Origin of the sequence: Enterobacter sp. SENG-6, from assembly GCF_001605945.1 — a bacterium.
GTDB lineage: Bacteria > Pseudomonadota > Gammaproteobacteria > Enterobacterales > Enterobacteriaceae > Enterobacter > Enterobacter cloacae.
In genome coordinates, this window is record NZ_LOMM01000077.1 from 54,541 (window position 1) to 75,477 (window position 20,937).

The 20,937-nt window shown below is 60.0% G+C and carries 3 protein-coding genes; 2 read left to right on the forward strand and 1 reads right to left on the reverse strand.

The features are described from left to right. Positions 1-12: 12 nt before the first annotated feature. Positions 13-756, reverse strand: a complete 744-nt coding sequence (locus AX755_RS22875) for a DeoR/GlpR family DNA-binding transcription regulator (protein ID WP_020688693.1) — start codon at positions 754-756, stop codon at positions 13-15. A gap of 716 nt (positions 757-1,472) precedes the next feature. Here AX755_RS22875 and AX755_RS22880 point away from each other — a divergent pair. Then, complete coding sequence (locus tag AX755_RS22880) at positions 1,473-2,810, forward strand: TolC family outer membrane protein (RefSeq protein WP_062857523.1); 1,338 nt, start codon at positions 1,473-1,475, stop codon at positions 2,808-2,810. A gap of 196 nt (positions 2,811-3,006) precedes the next feature. Next, positions 3,007-20,937 carry an Ig-like domain-containing protein gene (locus tag AX755_RS22885; protein ID WP_442856042.1) on the forward strand — a complete coding sequence of 5,977 codons (17,931 nt, stop codon included), beginning with the start codon at positions 3,007-3,009 and terminating at the stop codon, positions 20,935-20,937.

Below are 20,937 nucleotides of genomic sequence, written 5' to 3' on the forward strand. Positions count from 1 at the left end.
ACCTTCTCCACGTTAATGAGCGCAAACCGTGACGGGCACGGTGCTCTGGTCCCCAAGCTCAGGCCAGGGACGATCTAAAAACAGTTGATGAATTTCGTCTAACCCGCACACCAGATACGGCTCACAGCGGTTGACTTTCAGATGGTCTGCGACGATCCAGTGCGTCTGGCTGGCGGCAAGCATCGCCCGTTTGACTTCTGCATCGGCTTCCGTCCCGGCACTCAGACCGAGTGATGAATGAAGGGCGCAGGCGCCAAGGATGGCGATATCCGCCCGATACCGAGAAAGCAGGGAGAGGGTGGCACCGCCAGCAAACAGGCGTTGCTTCTGATCCCATTTCCCGCCGAGCAGGATCAGTTCGATATCCTCCCGGTCGCTAAAAGCGTGGGCGATATCCAGCGAGGTGGTGATCACCGTCAGCGGCCCCTGAAGAAAAGAGGCCACCGCCATGACCGTACTGCCCGCATCCAGAAACAGCGTAGAGCCCGGCGGAACCTGCTGTGCCACCTGTTTTCCCAGCCGCTGCTTGGTCGCCGGCAGGAGCGTATTTCTGCCCTGGCGATTCATGGCCGACAGATTGAGCGCGATAGCGCCTCCGTGGTTCTTCTGCGCCAGCCCTTGTTTTTCGAGGTCCGTGAGATCGCGGCGAATGGTATCCGCAGAGACCTGCAGCTTTTCTGCCAGCTCAGTGATGCTGGCCTGTCCCTGCTCGCTGATAATGTCGAGCACATATTTTTGACGCGCGGTTTTGTGCATGGCAGCAATCCTGCAAAATGTCGCAATAGTTCGCATAATACAGCATTTTGTCGCAGAGAAAAGGGCAACCACACATTAGTTCAGTTGCGTGATAATTGAGCTGTTATTGATTAAATATAAGTGAACGGTTTCTAAGGGTAATCAATATGTTATAACGATGTTTTATCTCGCTATTTGGATTTTGTAACCAGTTAGCTTCGCTTTACTGGTTTGTTGGTCTATTAAAAAACTATTTAAACCAACAAAATTCCACAAAAGTGAATTTTAACGGCTTTTTATGCCAATAAATAGGGCGAAGCTACTTAAGTTGACATTTCTTTGAAAATCTTTGTGTCTGACGCGCGTGGAAATTAACGCAAAAATGTACATCCGGGTATTTTTAAATTTCACTTAAATAACAATGACTTTATTAGTTTCATTTGAAAGGCTATTTTTAAGAGTTTGTCCAGAAACCCCATGATTTTTCTTAATTGTAACACCACATTAACATTGTGGGTGTAGTTGCCTATACCACATTTTGTTATGCTGCGAATCAGTTAAGAAGTAAGTAAATTCTTAATTCATATTAGGCTAAGGTCGGCTCTCATCTCCAATGGAAATGGGTATGGGGGGCTATTACCCGAAATTCAGTACGGGGGATTAATAATATTTTTCTGATTATCTATACCTCTTTTTGGGTAAAGGGTTAAACCATTCGCAGACTCAGGGAGATATAAATGATGAGAGAGCGAAATTATAAGTGGGTCCGATTATCCGCAGTGCTGGTGTTAATTTCGGCATGCATTAATACGACCTATGCCAATAGCGGCGCGTTGGGTTTTGCCACGGTGCCGACGACAACATTAAAAGAAAGTATTCTTTTTGCCATCGATCGCGATCCGTCGGTCAGCCAGCAGGCGGCACAATTGGGGATTGGTCAGGCGCAAATAGATGAAGCACGTAGCGGATGGATGCCGCAAATATCGCTGAACGGCAGTACGGGCCATAGTCAAACCACCGATTCCAGCGGTTCACTGAGAAATTCAGCGGCATGGGGATTAAGCCTTACGCAGCTCATTTATGACTTTGGCAAGACGAATAACAGCATCAGCCAGTCTTCAGCGCGACGCGATAGCTATCGTTATCAGCTGATGGAGACGCTCACCGCCGTGGCGGAAAAAACCGCGCTGAGCTACGTGGAGGTCAGACGTTATAGCGATCTGTTGCAGGCGGCTAAAGAGAATGTGCAGGCCCTCAAAAACGTGGAGCAGCTGGCGAAACTGCGCGCGGATGCCGGCGTAAGCTCAACCTCCGATGAGCTGCAGACCCGCACGCGGATCGCCGGTATGCAGGCGACGGTTGAGCAGTACAACGCCGCGCTCAACAGCGCCCGCGCAAGGCTCGCGGTGTTGACGGGCATGCAGGCTGAAGCCTATTCACCGGTCCCTGAGAAGCTTGCCGTAGAGCAGAATGCCGTCAACCAGATCGATTACTCGCTGATACCGGCGGTAATGGCCGCGCAGAATATGGAGCGTTCAGCCCAGTATGGGGTGGAAACCGCAAAATCTCAGCACTGGCCAACGTTAAGCCTGAAAGGAGGCCGCACGCGCTATGAGTCGGATAACCGCGCTTACTGGGATGACCAGATCCAGCTCAATATCGATGCACCGCTGTATCAGGGCGGCGCCGTTTCGGCACGCGTTCGTCAGGCTGAAGGCACCAGGGCGATGGCCTCCTCTCAGGTCGATCAGGCGCGGTTTGATGTGCTGCAAAAAGCCTCCGTCGCGCAGGCAGACTGGACCGGCGCGCGTGGAAGAATGACCGCCGGAAGCTTACAGCTTGAAAACGCGTTACGTGCCCGCGCGGTCTACAAAAACGAATACACCCTGAGCAAGCGGAGCATTAATGATTTGCTCAGCGTAGAACAGGATGTCTGGCAGGCCACGTCTGCCAAAATAATGGCCGAATATGATGGCTGGAGCGCGGCAATTAATTACGCCTCTGCTGTTGATAATCTCATGACGCTTATTGGAGTAGAAAAAAACGCTGCCGCAAAATTACCCGATTTGAGTTGAAAAAAGCCGCGCCTTTCTGCGCGAAATAAATCTGAAAATAATGGGTGAAATTTCCCAGGGATAGCTACATCTATCTGGTGGACATATCCACAGGAATCCGAGCACCTGCAAGGAGAGAAATATGAGTAACGTAAAAGTTGTAGATGTCATCATTCGCAAGACAGCGGAGAAAACGAAATTAACCGGCGAAGGAAATCTGTCGGTCTCCATTTCCTCTCCGAGCGTGATTGAAATCCAGGGTTCTGCACAGGACGTGGTGCGTTACGTCCGCCAGGGGAAAGACCTTCTCATTTATATGAAAGATGGCAGCGTTATTCGCTGCAATAACTATTTCGTTGAAGATCCTGAAACCCATAACCAGTCTGAACTGGTATTTAACGATAATCAGGAATTAACACATATCTCTTTTGCCGATGCCGGGGAAGCGTCAGGCGCAGCCGTTACTGAATTAACCGCGCAAGCCACACCGATTAGCAGCATTGAACCTTTCCTGACCCAGGAGAGCATATTGAGTGATGCGCCATGGGGCTGGATTGCGGGGGCGGCGTTAGGCGGCGGTGCTATTGGGGCACTGCTGGCTCACGGTGGCGACGGCGAAACAAAAACAAAAGTTATTGATAATACGAAAGAAGTTGAGAGCGCAACGCCAACCTTCATGCTCACCGATCTTGCGGGCGACAAGCAGGGCGTGCTGAGTGCAAATGCGATCACCGACGATAACACGCCAACCTTTAGCGGTACCGGGCAACCGGGCGCGACCATTCAGATCAAAGACAGCAGCGGCAATACGCTTGCCAGCGCGATGGTCAGTAAAGACGGCACCTGGACGGTAAAACTGCCGACCCAGACAGACGGGGAACATACCTGGTCAGTCGTGCAGATCGACGGCAGTAAAACGACCTCCGCAGGCAGCATCACCGTGACCGTTGATACTGCCGTGGCGAGCGTGACGCTGGCAACCACGGCGGGGGATAACGTCATCAACGCCAGCGAGCAGTCCGCAGGCTTTACGCTTTCTGGTGCCAGCAAGAACCTGGCGCAGGGAACAGAGCTGACCGTTACGCTGAACGGCAAATCCTATACGGCTGAGGTGGGTGCAAACGGCGCATGGAGCGTGAAGGTGCCTGCGGCGGATGCGCAGGCGCTGGGCGACGGCACCTGGACGGTGAACGTCAGCGGCAAGGACGCGGCGGGCAATACCGTGAACGGCAGTCAGACGATTGGCGTGGATACTGCGGCACCGACCATCACGGTCGATACTGTCGCGCAGGACAATATTATCAATGCCGCTGAACACCATCAGCCGCTGACGCTGAGTGGGAAAACCACGGCGGAAGCCGGTCAGATTGTCACGGTGACAGTGAACGGTAAAAACCATACCGCCACAGTGGGCAGCGACGGTACCTGGTCCGTCACGCTGCCAGCCAGCGAGGTACAGTCGCTGGCGAATGGCGAACACACCCTGACGGTGAACGTCAGCGATAAAGCCGGGAACGGGTCATCCACCCAGGCTCATTTCACCGTGGATACTGTCGCCCCGGTCGTGACCATCAATACCGTCGCGGGCGACGATATTCTCAACACCAGTGAGCAGGGCCAGGCGCAGATTATTTCCGGCCAGGCGACCGGAGCCGCAGCAGGCGATGTGGTCACCGTGACCGTTGGCGGCCAGAGCTTTACCGGCGTGGTGCAGGCGAATGGCAGCTGGAGCGTAGGCGTACCGGCGTCAGTCATTGGCGCGCTAGGGGAAGGTAACCACAGCATTGCGGTTTCGGTGACCGATGCGGCGGGCAATACCGGTAACGCCACCCACGGCATTACCCTGAGCGGTAACCCACCGGAATTCACCTTGAATGCCATCAGCCAGGATAACGTGCTGAACGCGCAGGAGGCGATGCAGCCGCTGAGCCTGAGCGGCACCAGCAACCTGCCAGACGGCAGCGTGGTAAACGTCACGCTGAATAACGTGAGCTATCAGGCCACCGTTAATAACGGCATCTGGTCAGTTCAGGTGCCGGTGTCTGACGTTCTGAACCTGGCAAACACCCTGTACACCGTCAGCGTGAGCGGCACCGATGCCGCCGGTAACAGCGGCTCCGCCGAAGCGACGCTGCTGGTGGATACCGTGCTGCCGCAGGTGATTATCAATACCTTCGCCGGTGACAACCTGGTCAACAATGCTGAAGTGGCGGTGGATCAAACCCTGAGCGGGCGCGTCACCGGCGCGGCGGCGGGCGACACGGTCTCTGTTTCGGTGGGCGGTAAGAGCTACACCGCTACAGTAGGCAGCGATCTGACCTGGAGCGTGACCATTTCGTCAGCCGATCTGAAGGCCTTTGGCGACGGGGCGTTAACCTTTACCGCTTCTGTCACCAACGCCCACGGCAACACCGGCAGCGGCGAGCGTGATATCAACATCAACGCCGAGCTTCCTGGCCTGCGGGTAAATACCATTTCTGGCGATGACGTGATCAACGCCATCGAGCAGCAGCAGGATCTGACCGTGACCGGCTCCAGTACCCACCTGGCAGCGGGCACGCACGTCACCGTCACCATCAACGGCGTCGGGTATGCCGCCGTGGTCAACGCCAACGGCAGCTGGCAAATCGGCGTCCCGGCGTCCGATCTGCAGGGCTGGACGGCCGGAGATATCACCGTTCACGTCAGCGCGACAGATGCCTGGGGAAATACCGTTTCAGCTGAGCACCCCATCGAGCTGGATCTGAACGCCGTGGCGGTGACCATCGATACCGTCAGCAGCGATGACATGCTGAATGCGGCTGAAAAAGGTGCCGATCTTGTGCTGTCGGGCCAGACGCAGGGCGTAGAGGCCGGGCAGACCGTGGTGGTGAAATTCGCCGACCAGACCTTTACCGCGCAGGTGCAGCAGGATGGCTCCTGGAGCCTGACCGTGCCGGCCAGCGCCATGGAGACGCTGATTGACGGACGCGCGCAGGTCAGCGTCAGCGTGACGAACGTCAGCGGCAACAGCGCCGACGCGTCGCGCGTGGTGACCGTGGATACCTTACCGCCGTCCATTACGATCGATAACCTGACCGACGACAACATCATTAATGCGGCCGAAGCGCAGCAGGATCTGATCTTAAGCGGCAGCAGCAATGCTGAGGCGGGACAGACGGTTACCGTTACGCTGAACGGCAAGCACTATCAGACCACGGTCCAGAGTGACGGGACCTGGACGGTGAACGTACCGGCTGCGGATGTCGGCGCTCTGACTGACGGCACCGTCACGGTAACGGCAACCGTGAGTGACGTGGCAGGCAACAGCAGCAGCGAAGATCGCGTTGGGCTGGTGGATGCGACCGTCCCGCAGGTAACCATTAACGATTTTGTCACCGACACCAATACCGTTAACCAGCTCGCACATTCACAGGCGCAGATCCTGAGCGGGTCGGTCACCGGTGCGGCAGCGGGTGACCTGGTGACCATCACCCTGAATAACGTGGAGTACACCACCGTGGTGGATGCGGCGGGGAACTGGAGCCTCGGCCTGCCAGCCTCCGTTGTACAGGGTCTGACAGACGGGACCTGGACCGTTAACGTCTCGGTGACCGATCGCTCCGGTAATACCGGTAGCAGCGCAGTAGACGTAGTGGTCAACACCGTGACGCCGGAAATCGCTATCAATACCCTGGCGGCGGATGATGTGATCAATGCGACTGAGAAAGGCGAGGATCTGCTGCTTTCCGGAACCAGCAACCAGCCGGAAGGAACGACGATTGCCGTTAGCCTTAACGGCATCACCTACACCGCGACCACCGACGCCAGCGGCAGCTGGAGCGTCACCGTACCTGCCTCTGCGGTCAGCGCGCTGGGCGAGGCACATTACACCGTGACCGCCAGCGTCACCGACAGCGTGGGCAACAGCGCCTCAACCACACACGATGTGCTGGTGGACAGCTCGCTGCCGGTTGTGACCATCAACGCGCTGGCGGGCGATAACATCGTTAACGCGGCGGAAGTGGCCGCGGGGCAGACGTTGACCGGTAAGGTTACTAATGCTGCTTCAGGTGACACTGTCACCATTATGCTCGGCGGCCAGACCTACACCACCACGGTTCAGGACGATCTCACCTGGAGCCTGCCGTTACCCCAGAGCCAGTTAACCGCGCTTGGCAACGGCGAACTGACCGTATCGGCCAGCGTCACCAACGTGCACGGCAACACCGGCTCTTCCTCACTGGACTTCACCATCGACGCCCAGCTGCCGGGCCTGCGTATTGATACGGTCGCAGGCGATGACGTCATCAATATCATCGAGCACGGTCAGAACCTGATTGTGTCGGGCACCAGCACCGATCTGGCGGCAGGCAGCACCGTTACCGTCACCATTAACGGCAAGGATTATTCCGCCTCGGTACTGGCAGACGGCACCTGGCAGGCGGTCGTGCCTGCGGCGGACGTCTCCCAGTGGGCTGACGGTTCACTGGCCATCAGCGCCAGCGCGCAGGACACCTCCGGCAACCCGGTCACGATTGGCACCGTCGTTGATGTGGATCTCAGCCCGGTCGCCATTAGCATTAACAGCGTGACCGCTGACAACGTGCTGAACGCGGCGGAAAAAGGCGAAGACCTGGTGCTCAGCGGCACCTCGGCCAACGTTGAGGCGGGACAGACCGTGACCGTTACCCTGGGCGGGAAAACGTATACGGCGACGGTAGACGCCAACGGCGACTGGACCACCACCGTTCCGGCAGCGGATCTGAGCAGCCTGAAGGACGGCGATGCCAGCGTGCAGGTGAGCGTGACCAACGTTAACGGCAACAGCGCATCGGCGGGGCGCGAGTACAGCGTGGATACCACCGCGCCGACGGTCACCCTCAATACCATCAGCGGTGACAACATCCTGAATGCGGCAGAGGCGGCGCAGGACCTGACCCTCAGCGGTACCTCCACCGCCGAAGCGGGCCAGACGGTGACCGTGGCCTTCAATGGCAACACCTATACCGCGCAGGTGCAGGCAGATGGCAGCTGGACGCTCGACGTCCCGGCGGCCGATCTGGCGGGCATCGCCGACGGTAATGCCACGGTCACGGCATCCGTTTCTGATAAAGCCGGCAACCCGGCGAGCACCGATGCGGCCGTGCTGGTGGATACCACCGTGCCGCAGATCGTGTTTGACGTTGTGGCGGGTGATGACATCCTGAATATCGCCGAACACGGTCAGGCGCTGATCGTCTCCGGTAAGGTCACGGGTGCCCAGGCGGGAGACGTGATTACCGTCACCCTCAATGGCAAAGACTACACCGCCATGCTGGACGCCTCCGGGAACTGGAGCACCGGCATTCCGGCCACGGACGTCGGCGCGCTGGTAAGCGGCGATCAGACCCTCTCGGCAACCCTCACCGATAAAGCGGGCAACAGCACCACCGCCACGCATGACGTTACGGTCTCCCTGACCGCACCGGTTATCGCCATCAACACCCTTGCGGGCGATGACGTGATTAACGCGACCGAAAAGGGCGACGATCTGCTGCTCTCCGGCACTAGCAATCAGCCGGACGGCACCGCCATCACCGTAACCCTGAACGGTATCAGTTATACCGCCACCACCGACACCAGCGGCAACTGGAGCGTGACCGTTCCGGCAGCCAACGTCTCGGCGCTGGGTGAAGCCAGCTACACCGTGACGGCGAGCGTGACCGATACGGCAGGCAACAGCGCGAGCGCAAGCCATAACGTGCTGGTGGACAGCGCGCTGCCGGTTGTCACCATTAATGCGGTTGCCACCGACGACGTCATCAACGCTGCGGAAGTGGCGTCTGGCCAGACGCTGAGCGGGAAAGTGAGCGGTGCCGCGAGCGGTGACACTGTCACGTTTTCCATTGGCGGCAACAACTATACGACAACCGTTCAGGACGATTTAAGCTGGTCGGTGAATGTGCCGTCTGACGTGTTAACCGCCATCGGCAACGGGGACCTGACCGTGACGGCCAGCGTCACCAACGGCCACGGCAACACCGGTTATGGCGAGCGTGACATCACCATTGATGCCAACCTGCCGGGCCTGCGTGTGGACACCGTGGCGGGCGACGATGTGATTAACAGCATCGAGCACGGGCAGAACCTGATTATCACCGGTACCAGCGAGGGGCTGAGCGCTGGCTCGGCGTTGACGGTCACCGCCAACGGTAAAACCTACGCGGCCACGGTGCTGGCAGACGGCACCTGGACGGCAGCGATCCCTGCCGCAGACGTCAGCGCGCTGAATGCGGGCACGGTCACCGTGACCGTTGACGGCCAGAGCAGCGCCGGTAACCCGGTGACTATCAGCCATGACGTGACCGTGGATCTGGCGACCGTGGCTATCAGCATTGACGCCATTGCCACCGACGACGTGATCAATGCGGCAGAAAAAGGGGCGGATCTGGTGCTGTCCGGCTCCACCACTAACGTGGAGGAAAACCAGACGGTTTACATCACCTTCGGCGGTAAGTCTTACACCGCCACCGTAGATGCCAGCGGCAACTGGACGGCCACCGTGCCATCGGCTGATTTGGGTAGCCTGAAAGATGGCGACGCCAGCGTGCAGGTGAGCGTCACCAACGTCAATGGCAACAGCGCGTCGGCAGGCCGCGAATACAGCGTGGATGCTACCGCGCCAACGGTTTCTATTGAGATTGTCAGCGATAACAACATCATCAACGCGCTTGAAGCGCAGCAGGATCTGGACATCAACGGCGTGACCAACGCCGAAGCGGGCCAGACCGTTACCGTGACCCTGAACGGCGTGGATTACACCACCACCGTACAGGCCAACGGCAGCTGGAGCGTCACCGTGCCGTCTGCGGACCTGGGCAGCATGGTGGACGGCAACTACACCATCAGTGCCGCCGTCTCCGATAAAGCGGGCAACCCGGCCTCTGCGGATCGCGACGTGCTGGTGGATATCACGGTTCCGCAGTTGACCATTAACACAGTGTCCGACGACGACGTGATCAACAGCGCCGAGCATGCGCAGGCCCTGATGGTGACCGGTTCCGTGACCGGCGCCGAAGCGGGCGATGTGGTTACCGTCACCATTAACAACAAATCGTATACCGCCACCGTGGATGCCTCAGGCAACTGGAGCGTGGGGGTACCTGCGGCGGACGTCAGTGCGCTGACCGCGGGCGATTACACCATCACCGCCGCGTTGACCGATAAAGCCGGTAACAGCAATAGCGCGACCCATGACGTGGAGGTGAACCTGACCGCCCCGGTGCTGACCATCGATACCGTGTCCGGTGATGATGTGATCAACAGCACCGAGAAAACGCAGGATCTGACCATTACCGGTACGGCCACCGGCCTGACGGCAGGTGCGGTTGTTACCGTGATGCTCAACGGCAAAGCGTATAGCGCGACGGTGGATGATAACGGTCTCTGGAGCACCACCGTTCCGGCGAGCGAGGTGGGGCAACTGGGTGAAGCGCTTTACAGCGTCACCGCGTCAGCCACGGACAGCGTTGGCAACAGTGCCAGTACCTCGCACACCGTGAACGTGGAGTCTGTACTGCCGGGGGTCATCATCAATACCGTCGCGGGTGACGACGTCATTAACGCGGCGGAGCTGGCAACCGGGCAGACCATCAGCGGTACCGTGGTGAATGCCGAAGCGGGCAATACCGTGACCGTGACGTTAGGTGGCAACACGTACACGGCCACGGTGCAGAGCGATCTCACCTGGTCTGTCAACGTACCGGAATCCGATCTGACGGCGCTGGGCAACGGCGAACTGACGGTGAGCGCCAGCGTGACCAACAATGTGGGCAACAGCGGCTCCGCTGAGCGCGATATTGCCATCGACGCCAATCTGCCGGGCCTGCGTGTGGACACCGTGGCGGGCGATGATGTGATCAACACCATCGAGCACGGGCAGAACCTGATTATCACCGGCTCCAGCGACGGTCTGACGCCGGGTACGGGATTAACCGTCACCGTGAACGGCAAAACCTACCCGGCGACGGTGCTGGCCGACGGCTCCTGGAGCGCAGCGGTTCCGGCGGCGGACGTCGGGGCGCTGGCTGCAGGGACGGTCACTGTGACCGTTGAAGGTCAGAGCAGCGCGGGTAACCCGGTCTCCATCAGCCACGATGTTACGGTGGATCTGGCAAGCGTCGCCATCAGCATTGACGCCATTGCCAACGACGACGTGATTAATGCGGCCGAGAAGGGCGCGGATCTGGTGCTCTCCGGCAGCACCTCGAACGTGGAAGCGAACCAGACCGTCACGATTACCTTCGGCGGCAAGAGCTACACTGCCACCGTCGGGACAGACGGTAAATGGACCGCCACCGTGCCAGCGGCGGATCTTGCCGGTCTGAAAGACGGCGATGCCAGCGTGCAGGTGAGCGTTACCAACGTCAATGGCAACAGCGCGTCCGCAGGTCGCGAGTACAGCGTGGACGCCACCGCGCCATCCGTGACCATCAACACCCTCGCGACGGACGACATTCTTAATGCCGCAGAAGCACAGGCCGACCTGATCGTCTCCGGTACCAGTACCGCGGAAGCGGGCCAGACGGTGACCGTGAGCCTGAACGGCAAGGACTACACCGCAACGGTCGGTTCAGACGGTAACTGGACGCTGAACGTCCCGGCGGCGGATTTGGCAGGTTTAGCTGACGGCAGCGTGACCGTTACCGCATCGGTCAGCGACAAGGCGGGTAACCCGGCGTCGGTTGATCATAATCTGACGGTGGACGTGACAGTTCCGATGGTGACCATCAGCACCATCGCGGGCGATGACGTCATTAACATCGCTGAACACGGCCAGGCACAAATCATCAGCGGCATTGCCACCGGCGCGGTGGCGGGCGATAAGGTCACCGTAACGATTGGCGGCCAGAGCTACACCACCGTGCTGGACGCGGCGGGCAACTGGAGCGTCGGGGTCCCGGCCAGCGTCATTTCCGGCCTCAGCGACGGCAGCGTGACGGTGACTGCGTCAGTCACTGACGCGGCGGGCAATACCGGCACCGGCACCCATAGTGTGACCGTGGATACCGGTCTGCCATCGGTTAATTTCAACGCCATCAGCGATGACAACGTCCTGAACGCGGTGGAGAAAGGCCAGGATCTGAACGTCAGCGGCACCAGCGCCAACCTGGCAGAAGGCACCGTGGTGACCGTGACCCTGAACGGTAAAAACTACACGGCCACCACGGCGGCAGACGGTACCTGGAGCCTGACGGTTCCGGCCGCCGATCTGGCGGGTCTGGGTCAGGCGAACTACACCCTGAACGCGACCGCCACCAACGGCGTGGGCAACAGCGTAAGCAATACGGCGAACCTGCTGGTCGACACCGCGCTGCCAACCGTCATCATCAACACCGTGGCGGGCGACAACGTGATTAACGCGGCGGAAGTGGCGGCGGGCCAGACCATCAGCGGCAGCGTGGCGAATGCCGAAGCGGGCAACACCGTAACGGTGACGATTGGTGGCAACAGCTACACCGCGACGGTGCAGAGCGATCTGAGCTGGTCCGTAAGCGTGCCATCCGACGTTCTGACCGCGCTCGGCAACGGCAGTCTGAGCGTGAGCGCGACCGTCACCAACGGCCACGGCAACACCGGTGAGGGTACGCGTGACATCGCCATCGACGCGAACCTGCCGGGCCTGCGTGTGGACACCGTGGCGGGCGATGATGTGATCAACACCATTGAGCACAACCAGAATCTGATTATCACCGGCTCCAGCGACGGGCTGACCCCAGGCACCGCACTGACCGTGACCGTCAACGGGAAAGACTATTTCGCAACGGTGCTGGCGGACGGCACCTGGAACGCGGCGGTTCCGGCGGCGGACGTGAGCACGTGGCCGGAAGGCACCGTGAAGATCAGCGTCACCGGCGACAGCACGGCGGGTAACCCAATTACCATCAGCCATGATGTCACCGTGGATCTGGCAACGGTGGCCATCAGCATCAATGCCATTGCCACCGACGACGTGATTAACGCGGCGGAGAAGGGCCTGGATCTGGTGCTCTCTGGTGCCACCACCAACGTGGAAGCCGGGCAGACCGTCACCCTGAGCATGGGCGGTAAAATCTATACTGCGCAGGTCGATGCCGATGGCAACTGGACCGCTACCGTGCCAGCGGCGGATCTTGCCGGTCTGAAAGACGGCGACGCCAGCGTGCAGGTGAGCGTTACCAACGTCAATGGAAACAGCGCGTCCGCAGGGCGTGAGTACAGCGTGGATGCCACCGCGCCGTCCGTGACCATCAACACCCTGGCGACGGACGACATTCTTAATGCGGCAGAAGCACAGGCCGACCTGACCGTCTCCGGTACCAGCACCGCGGAAGCGGGCCAGACGGTGACCGTGAGCCTGAACGGCAAGGACTACACCGCAACGGTCGGTTCAGACGGTCACTGGACGCTGAACGTCCCGGCGGCGGATCTGGCGGCGCTCAGCGACGGCAGCGTGACCGTCACCGCATCGGTCAGCGACAAGGCGGGTAACCCGGCGTCGGTTGATCACAATCTGACGGTGGACATGACCGTGCCTCAGGTGACCATTAGCACCATCGCGGGCGATGACGTCATTAACATCGCAGAACACGGACAGGCACAAATCATCAGCGGCATTGCCACCGGCGCGGCGGCGGGCGATAAGGTCACAGTAACGATTGGCGGCCAGAGCTACACCACCGTGCTGGACGCGGCGGGTAACTGGAGCGTGGGCGTACCGGCCAGCGTCATTTCCGGCCTCAGCGACGGCAGCGTGACCGTGACAGCGTCAGTCACTGACGCGGCGGGCAATACCGGCACCGGCACCCATAGCGTGTCTGTGGACACCGGTCTGCCTTCGGTTAATTTCAACGCCATCAGCGATGACAACGTCCTGAACGCGGTGGAGAAAGGCCAGGATCTGAACGTCAGCGGCACCAGCGCCAACCTGGCAGAAGGCACCGTGGTGACCGTGACCCTGAACGGTAAAAACTACACGGCCACCACGGCGGCAGACGGTACCTGGAGCCTGACGGTTCCGGCCGCCGATCTGGCCGGTCTGGGTCAGGCGAACTACACCCTGAACGCGACCGCCACCAACGGCGTGGGCAACAGCGTAAGCAACAGTGCGAACGTGCTGGTCGACACCGCGCTGCCGACCGTCACCATTAACACCGTGGCGGGCGACAACGTGATTAACGCGGCGGAAGTGGCGGCGGGCCAGACCATCAGCGGTACCGTGGCGAATGCCGAAGCGGGCAATACGGTAACCGTGATGATTGGCGGCAACAGCTACACCGCGACGGTGCAGAGCGATCTGAGCTGGTCCGTGAGCGTGCCGGAGTCGGTCCTGACCGCGCTGGGCAACGGCGATTTAACGGTATCAGCGACCGTCACCAACGGCCACGGCAACACCGGTACGGGCGAACGCGATATCACCATCGACGCCAACCTGCCGGGTCTGCGTGTGGACACCGTGGCGGGCGACGATGTGATCAATAGCATCGAACATGGTCAGAACCTGATTGTCACCGGCTCCAGCGACGGGCTGGCGGCGGGCACAACGCTCACCGTGACCCTGAATGGCAAAACTTATGCGGCTTCCGTGCTGGCTGATGGTACCTGGAGCGCGGCGATCCCGGCTGCAGACGTCGGGGCGCTGGCTGCTGGTACGGTCACCGTCACCGTTGCAGGCCAGAGCGCAGCAGGCAACCCGGTGACCATCAGCCATGACGTCACGGTCGATCTGACCGCGGTCGCCATCAGCATTGACACCATCGCCACCGACGACGTGATTAACGCGGCGGAGAAAGGTGCGGATCTGGTGCTCTCCGGTAGCACCAGCAACGTGGAAGAAAACCAGACCGTTACCGTCACCTTTGGCGGCAAGTCTTATACCGCCACCGTCGATGCAGACGGCAACTGGGCCGCCACCGTACCGTCCGCGGATCTCGCGGGCCTGAAAGACGGCGATGCCAGCGTGCAGGTGAGCGTCACCAACGCGCACGGCAACAGCGCGTCCGCAGGGCGTGAGTACAGCGTAGATGCCACCGCGCCAGGCGTCACCATTGATACGGTTGCTGGCGATAACGTTATTAACGGCAGCGAAGCATCCGCTGGTGTGACTGTCTCCGGCACGACCACGGCAGAAGCCGGGCAGACGGTTACCGTGACGCTGGGCGGCAACAGCTATACCGCCCAGGTACAACCGGATGGCACCTGGAGCGTCAACGTACCTCCCGCCGATCTGTCCGCACTGGCTGATAATGGCTATACGGTGCAGGTGAGCGTCAGCGATACGGCGGGTAACCCGGGCAGCGCGAGCAAGGCGATTACGCTGGATACCACACCGCCGACCGTCAGCTTTAACGTGGTGGCGGGCGATGACGTCATCAACAGCGTGGAACATGCGCAGGCGCAGATCGTCAGCGGCACGTCCACCGGCGCGAACGTGGGCGATAAGGTCGTCATCACCTTAGGCTCGAACCAGTACACCACCACCGTTGATGCCAGCGGTAACTGGAGCGTAGGCGTACCGGCGAGCGTGATTTCTGCGCTCAATGACGGCACCGTGACCCTCAGCGCAACCATCACCGACAGCGCGGGCAACAGCAGCACCCAGACCCACGACGTGGTGGTCAATACCGCCTCCGTGGCGCTGACGGTAAATACTCTCAGCGGCGATGACGTGATCAACGCAGCAGAAGCCACTACGTCTCTGGTGATTAACGGCTCCAGTGCTCAGTTTGCCAGCGGCACGGTGGTGACCGTGACCCTGAACGGCAAGAGCTATACGGCCACCATTCAGAGCGACGGCAGCTGGAGCACCACCGTACCGGCAGCCGATGTGGGGGCGCTGGCCGATGGCGCGAACTATCAGGTAGCGGTTTCTGCGCAGGACAGCGCGGGCAACAGCGCTTCGGCAACGCACAGCATCAGCGTGGACACCACTGCGCCGGTGGTGAGCATTGCAACGCTGTCGGGCGATGACGTGCTGAACGCAGCGGAAGCGCAGCAGCCGCTGACCGTGCACGGCTCCTCCAGTGCAGAGGCGGGCCAGACCGTCACCGTGACCCTGGGCGGCAAAACCTACACTGCCACCGTGGCGAATGACGGCACCTGGACGCTGGATGTTCCGGCTACTGACCTGGCTGCACTCGGCCAGGGCGCGCTGACGGTGACCGCGTCGGTCAATGACAACGCCGGTAATAACGGCCAGACCACGCACACCTTAACGGTGGACACCGTTGCGCCGACCGTCACCATCAGCACCGTGGCCGATGACGATATTGTCAACAACGCCGAGCAGCTGGCCGGCCAGACCATCAGCGGCACCACCACGGCGGAACAGGGCCAGACAGTGACCGTCTCCTTTAACGGCCACAGCTATCAGGCGACCGTCGCGGCAGACGGTACGTGGTCGGTCTTTGTGCCGGGCCGTGATTTCCTTGGCCTGAGCGACGGGGATTACACCATTACCGCCTCGGTGAGCGATAAGGCGGGCAACCCGGGCAGCACCACGCACGACGTGACGCTGAACGGCGATGTACCGACGATCGTTATTAACACCTTTGCCCAGGACGACATCGTCAGCGCCGCCGAACACGGTACGCCGCTGGTGATCAGCGGTACTACCGACGCGCCAGCGGGCCAGACGGTGACGGTGACCCTGAACGGCAAGTCCTATACGACGACCGTGCAGAATGACGGCAGCTGGAGCTATACGCTCGGCAGCGCAGATGTTTCCGCGCTGGCAGACGGCGGCGCGTATGTCATTAACGCGCAGGTGAGCAACACCATCGGCAACAGTGCCAGCGACAACCACACCGTTACCGTGGATCTGACTGCGCCGTCGATGGGGATCAGCATTGATTCCCTGCAAAACGACACCGGTCTAAGCGCGAGTGATTTCATCACCAATGACAGCCAGATTATCCTCAACGGTTCCCTGACCGCGCAGCTCGGCAACAACGAGAAGGCGCAGATCAGCCTGGACGGCGGGGCTACGTGGATTGATCTGAGCGTCACCGGTACGACCTGGCGCTACACCGATAGCCGCACTCTGACGGACGATACGTACCAGTACCAGGTGCGGGTGATCGATAACGCGGGCAACGTGGGGGCAACGGACAGCCAGGACGTGGTGATTGATCTGACCGCGCCTGTGGCAACGAGCATTACGGTTGACTCCATCTCCCAGGATACCGGTCTGTCCGACAGCGACTTTATTACCAGCGATACGCAGATCAGCCTGAAAGGGACGCTGGGCGCGGCGCTGGGCAGCGGTGACCACGTCCAGATCAGCCTCGACGGCGGCCAGAACTGGACCGATGTTAGCGTCAGCGGTTTGAACTGGACCTATGTGGATGGCCGTACGCTGGCCGACGGGGATTACAACTACCAGCTGCGCGTCATTGATGATGCGGGGAATATCAGCGCTACCGTAAGCCAGGTAGTGACCATCGATACCGTTGTGCCGGACGCCAGCAAAACGATCGCCATCGACAGCATCAGCGATGACACCGGCCTGAGCAGCAGCGACTTTATCACCAGCGATACCTCGCTGACGCTGCACGGCTCGCTCGGCGCGACGCTGGCCGACGGGGAATATGCCCAGATCAGTATTGACGGCGGCGTGACCTGGCAGAACGTGATTGTCACTGGCAACAACTGGTACTACGTGGATGGCCGCACGTTGGCTAACCAGACCTACGACTACTACGTTCGCGTGGTGGATGCCGCAGGTAACGTGGGTGCCAGCGCCCATCAGCAGGTCACCGTTGACACGGTGGCCCCGGATGCGGCGATCACGGTGAGCGTGGATAACATCACCGTGGATACCGGCTTCGACAATAACGACTTCCTGACCAGCTCGACATCCTACACCCTGCACGGCACGCTCGGTGCTGAACTGGGGGCGGGTGAGTACGTTCAGGTGAGCATGGATGGCGGCACCACCTGGGTCTACGCCACCGTGAGCGGCACGCAGTGGAGCTATAACGACACGCGCACGCTGACCGACGATAGCTACAGTTACCAGGTACGTGTTGTCGACCAGGCGGGGAACGTCGGGGCTACCACGTCGCAGGTGGTAACGGTGGATACGCAGGCGCCGCAGTACGGCGTCACTATCGACAGCATCAGCGACGATACCGGACAGTCCGGCAGTGATTTCATCACCATGGACACCACGCTGACCATTAACGGTTCGCTCGGTAGCGCGCTGGCAGGCGACGAGCGCGTGCAGATCAGTCTGGACGGCGGAAATACGTGGGTTGACACCACGGTCACCAACCAGCGCTGGAGCTACACCGATACCCGCGATCTGGATGACGGGAACTACACCTACCAGGTGCGGATTATCGACCAGGCGGGTAACGTAGGCTCCACCGCGTCGCAGGTGGTGACGGTCGATACTACGCCGCCAACCACCGTGGGTACCGTGGTGAGCTACACCGACGGTGAAGGCGAGCGTCAGGGCACTTACGGTGCGTCGGTGGCGACGGATGATACCTCACCGCTGATCAACGGCACGCTGAACCGCGCCCCGGACGACGGCGAAATTGTGCAGCTCTATCGCGACGGCATTCTGCTTGGTCAGGTAACCATGAACGGCAGCGCCAGCTGGTCCTTCCAGGACAACGGCCTGAGCGATGGCAACCACACCTACATTGTGCGCGTCACCGACAAAGCCGGTAACTACACGGAATCGGACGGGTTTGTGCTGAACGTCGATACCAGCGTACCGACCACCACGACGGCAATTACCGCCCAGACCACCTCCGATACCACGCCGATTGTCAGCGGTACGGTATCCGCAGACCTGGTGAACGGTGAATATCTGGTGGTGACGGTGAACGGGAAAACCTACACCTCCCAGACCGGCGGTGCGGTCGTGGTCGACCCGGATCACAACACCTGGTATCTGCAGATTCCGGACAGCGATGCGCTGGGCGTGGCGAGCTATAACGTCACCGCTCAGGTGAAGAGCAGTGCGGGCAACGGTAATACCACCGGTATTGCCAACGGCAGCCTGGTGATTGATACCACCACCGTGAATACCGACTGGGCGACCACGGCGGGTAACCTGAATAACTCGACCATGACCGTCGGCACGAACAGCAGCGGCCTGTGGAATATCATTGCTAACGGCCAGTCTTACTCCAGCAGCGATAGCTCGACCTATGCCGGCAATACGCTGAGCAACACCCGTGGCTATTACGTGGTGAGCCAGACCGCCGCCGACTTTGACCGTAACGGCACGCAGGATATCTTTGCGACGGAGAACACCTACGCGGGTTCTACGCAGGTGATGTGGACCTACGATGGCAGTACCTATAACGCCAGCCAGCTGGCGATGGGGACCACCATCTGGTACGGCGGCGTGGTGGCGTACGACAAAAACGGGGATGGTTATCTGGATCTGGCATACGGCGATGCGGGTGCGGACTCCATAACCTATCTGATTAACAACAATGGCGTGCTGACACCAGACGGTACCAACGGCGGGGCAGGCTTCTGGGGACAATTCACCACCATGCGTGAAATCTCCGGCGTCGACCTGAACAACGACGGCACCGTAGACATTGTGCAGCACACCAACCGCAGCGGCGCGTACTCGTTAACCGTGATGAACAACAACGGCAACGGCACGCTCTCCATCGGCCAGAACCTGACCAACGTGTTTGTGGTTAACGCGGCGAATACCACCACGGCAGCCTCCATGACGTGGGCGGACTTCAACGGCGATGGCTACATGGATCTGTACCTGGGCAGCAGCTACAACAACACCGGCGGGGTGATCTACTACAACAACGGTGCAGGACAGCTGTCCACGACCAAGAGCGCGGTAGAAGCCTCTAACGCCACGGCGGGGTATCTGTCGGTGGCGGTGGACTGGAACGGTGACGGGCAGATGGACATCATCAAGCTCAGCACCTACGGCGCGTCACAAACCGCGACCCTGTTCACCAACAACGGTTACGGTTCCACCTGGACCTCGAGCCAGCTGGCGTCTGGGCTTGCCAACGTCACCGGCGTGGCTGCGGTGGATTACAACTGGGACGGCGCACAGGATCTGCTGGTGTCGCAGCAAAACGGCAAGGTGGTGCTGGTGCAAAACAGCAAAACCATTGCCGACGGCACCGCGATGCACCTGCACATTGTCGACAGTGAGGGTATCAACGCTTACTACGGCAACACGGTCAATCTGTATAACGCCGCGGGTGTGCTGGTGGCCTCGCAGATCATCAACGCCCAGTCCGGTATCGGCTCGAACGATACCTCTGCGCTGGTGAGTTTCTACGGGCTGGATCCGAATGAGACCTACTCGGCCGAGATCGTCAAGATCACTAACGGCGTGTCGGATAACGTCACCTGGAGCGGCCTGGAGGCGGGAAACGGTAAGGAGGGCTACGTGCTCACTGCCGAAGCGGCCACCGGCGGCCACAGCGGAACGATTACCGGCACCGGGTATAACGACACCTTTATCGCAGAGGATGGCACCTATACCTATAACGGTTCCGGCGGCTGGAATACCCATTCCGACTATGACACCTGGAGCAACACCGGTGGAATGGACGTGGTGGATTACCGTAACGCAACGTCCGGCATTACCGTTGATTTACGCCTCTCCACGGCGCAGGACACCGGGTTTGGCACCACGCGGTTGTTGAACATTGAAGGGATCAACGGCTCGGACTTCGACGATGTCATCACCGGCAACAGCGGTGATAACCAGTTCGAAGGCCGGGGCGGAAACGACACCTTCAATATCGGCAGCGGCGGCCACGACACGTTGCTCTATAAGCTCATCAACGCGTCGGATGCCACGGGCGGTAACGGTCACGATGTGGTGAACGGCTTTACCGTCGGCACCTGGGAAGGCACGGCGGATACGGACCGTATCGACCTGCGCGATCTGCTCTCCGACAGCGGTTATACCGGCACGGGCTCGGCGAGCTACGTGAACGGGGTGGCAACGCTGGACAGCAGCGCGGGGAACATCACCGATTACATCCGCGTGGTGCAAAACGGCAGCAATACCGAAATCCAGGTTGACCTCGACGGTACGGGCGGTCAGTTCTCGCCTACCACGCTGGTGACCCTGAACGGCGTCCAGACGGATCTGGCGACGCTGCTGGCCAATCATCAACTGTTAATTGCGTAA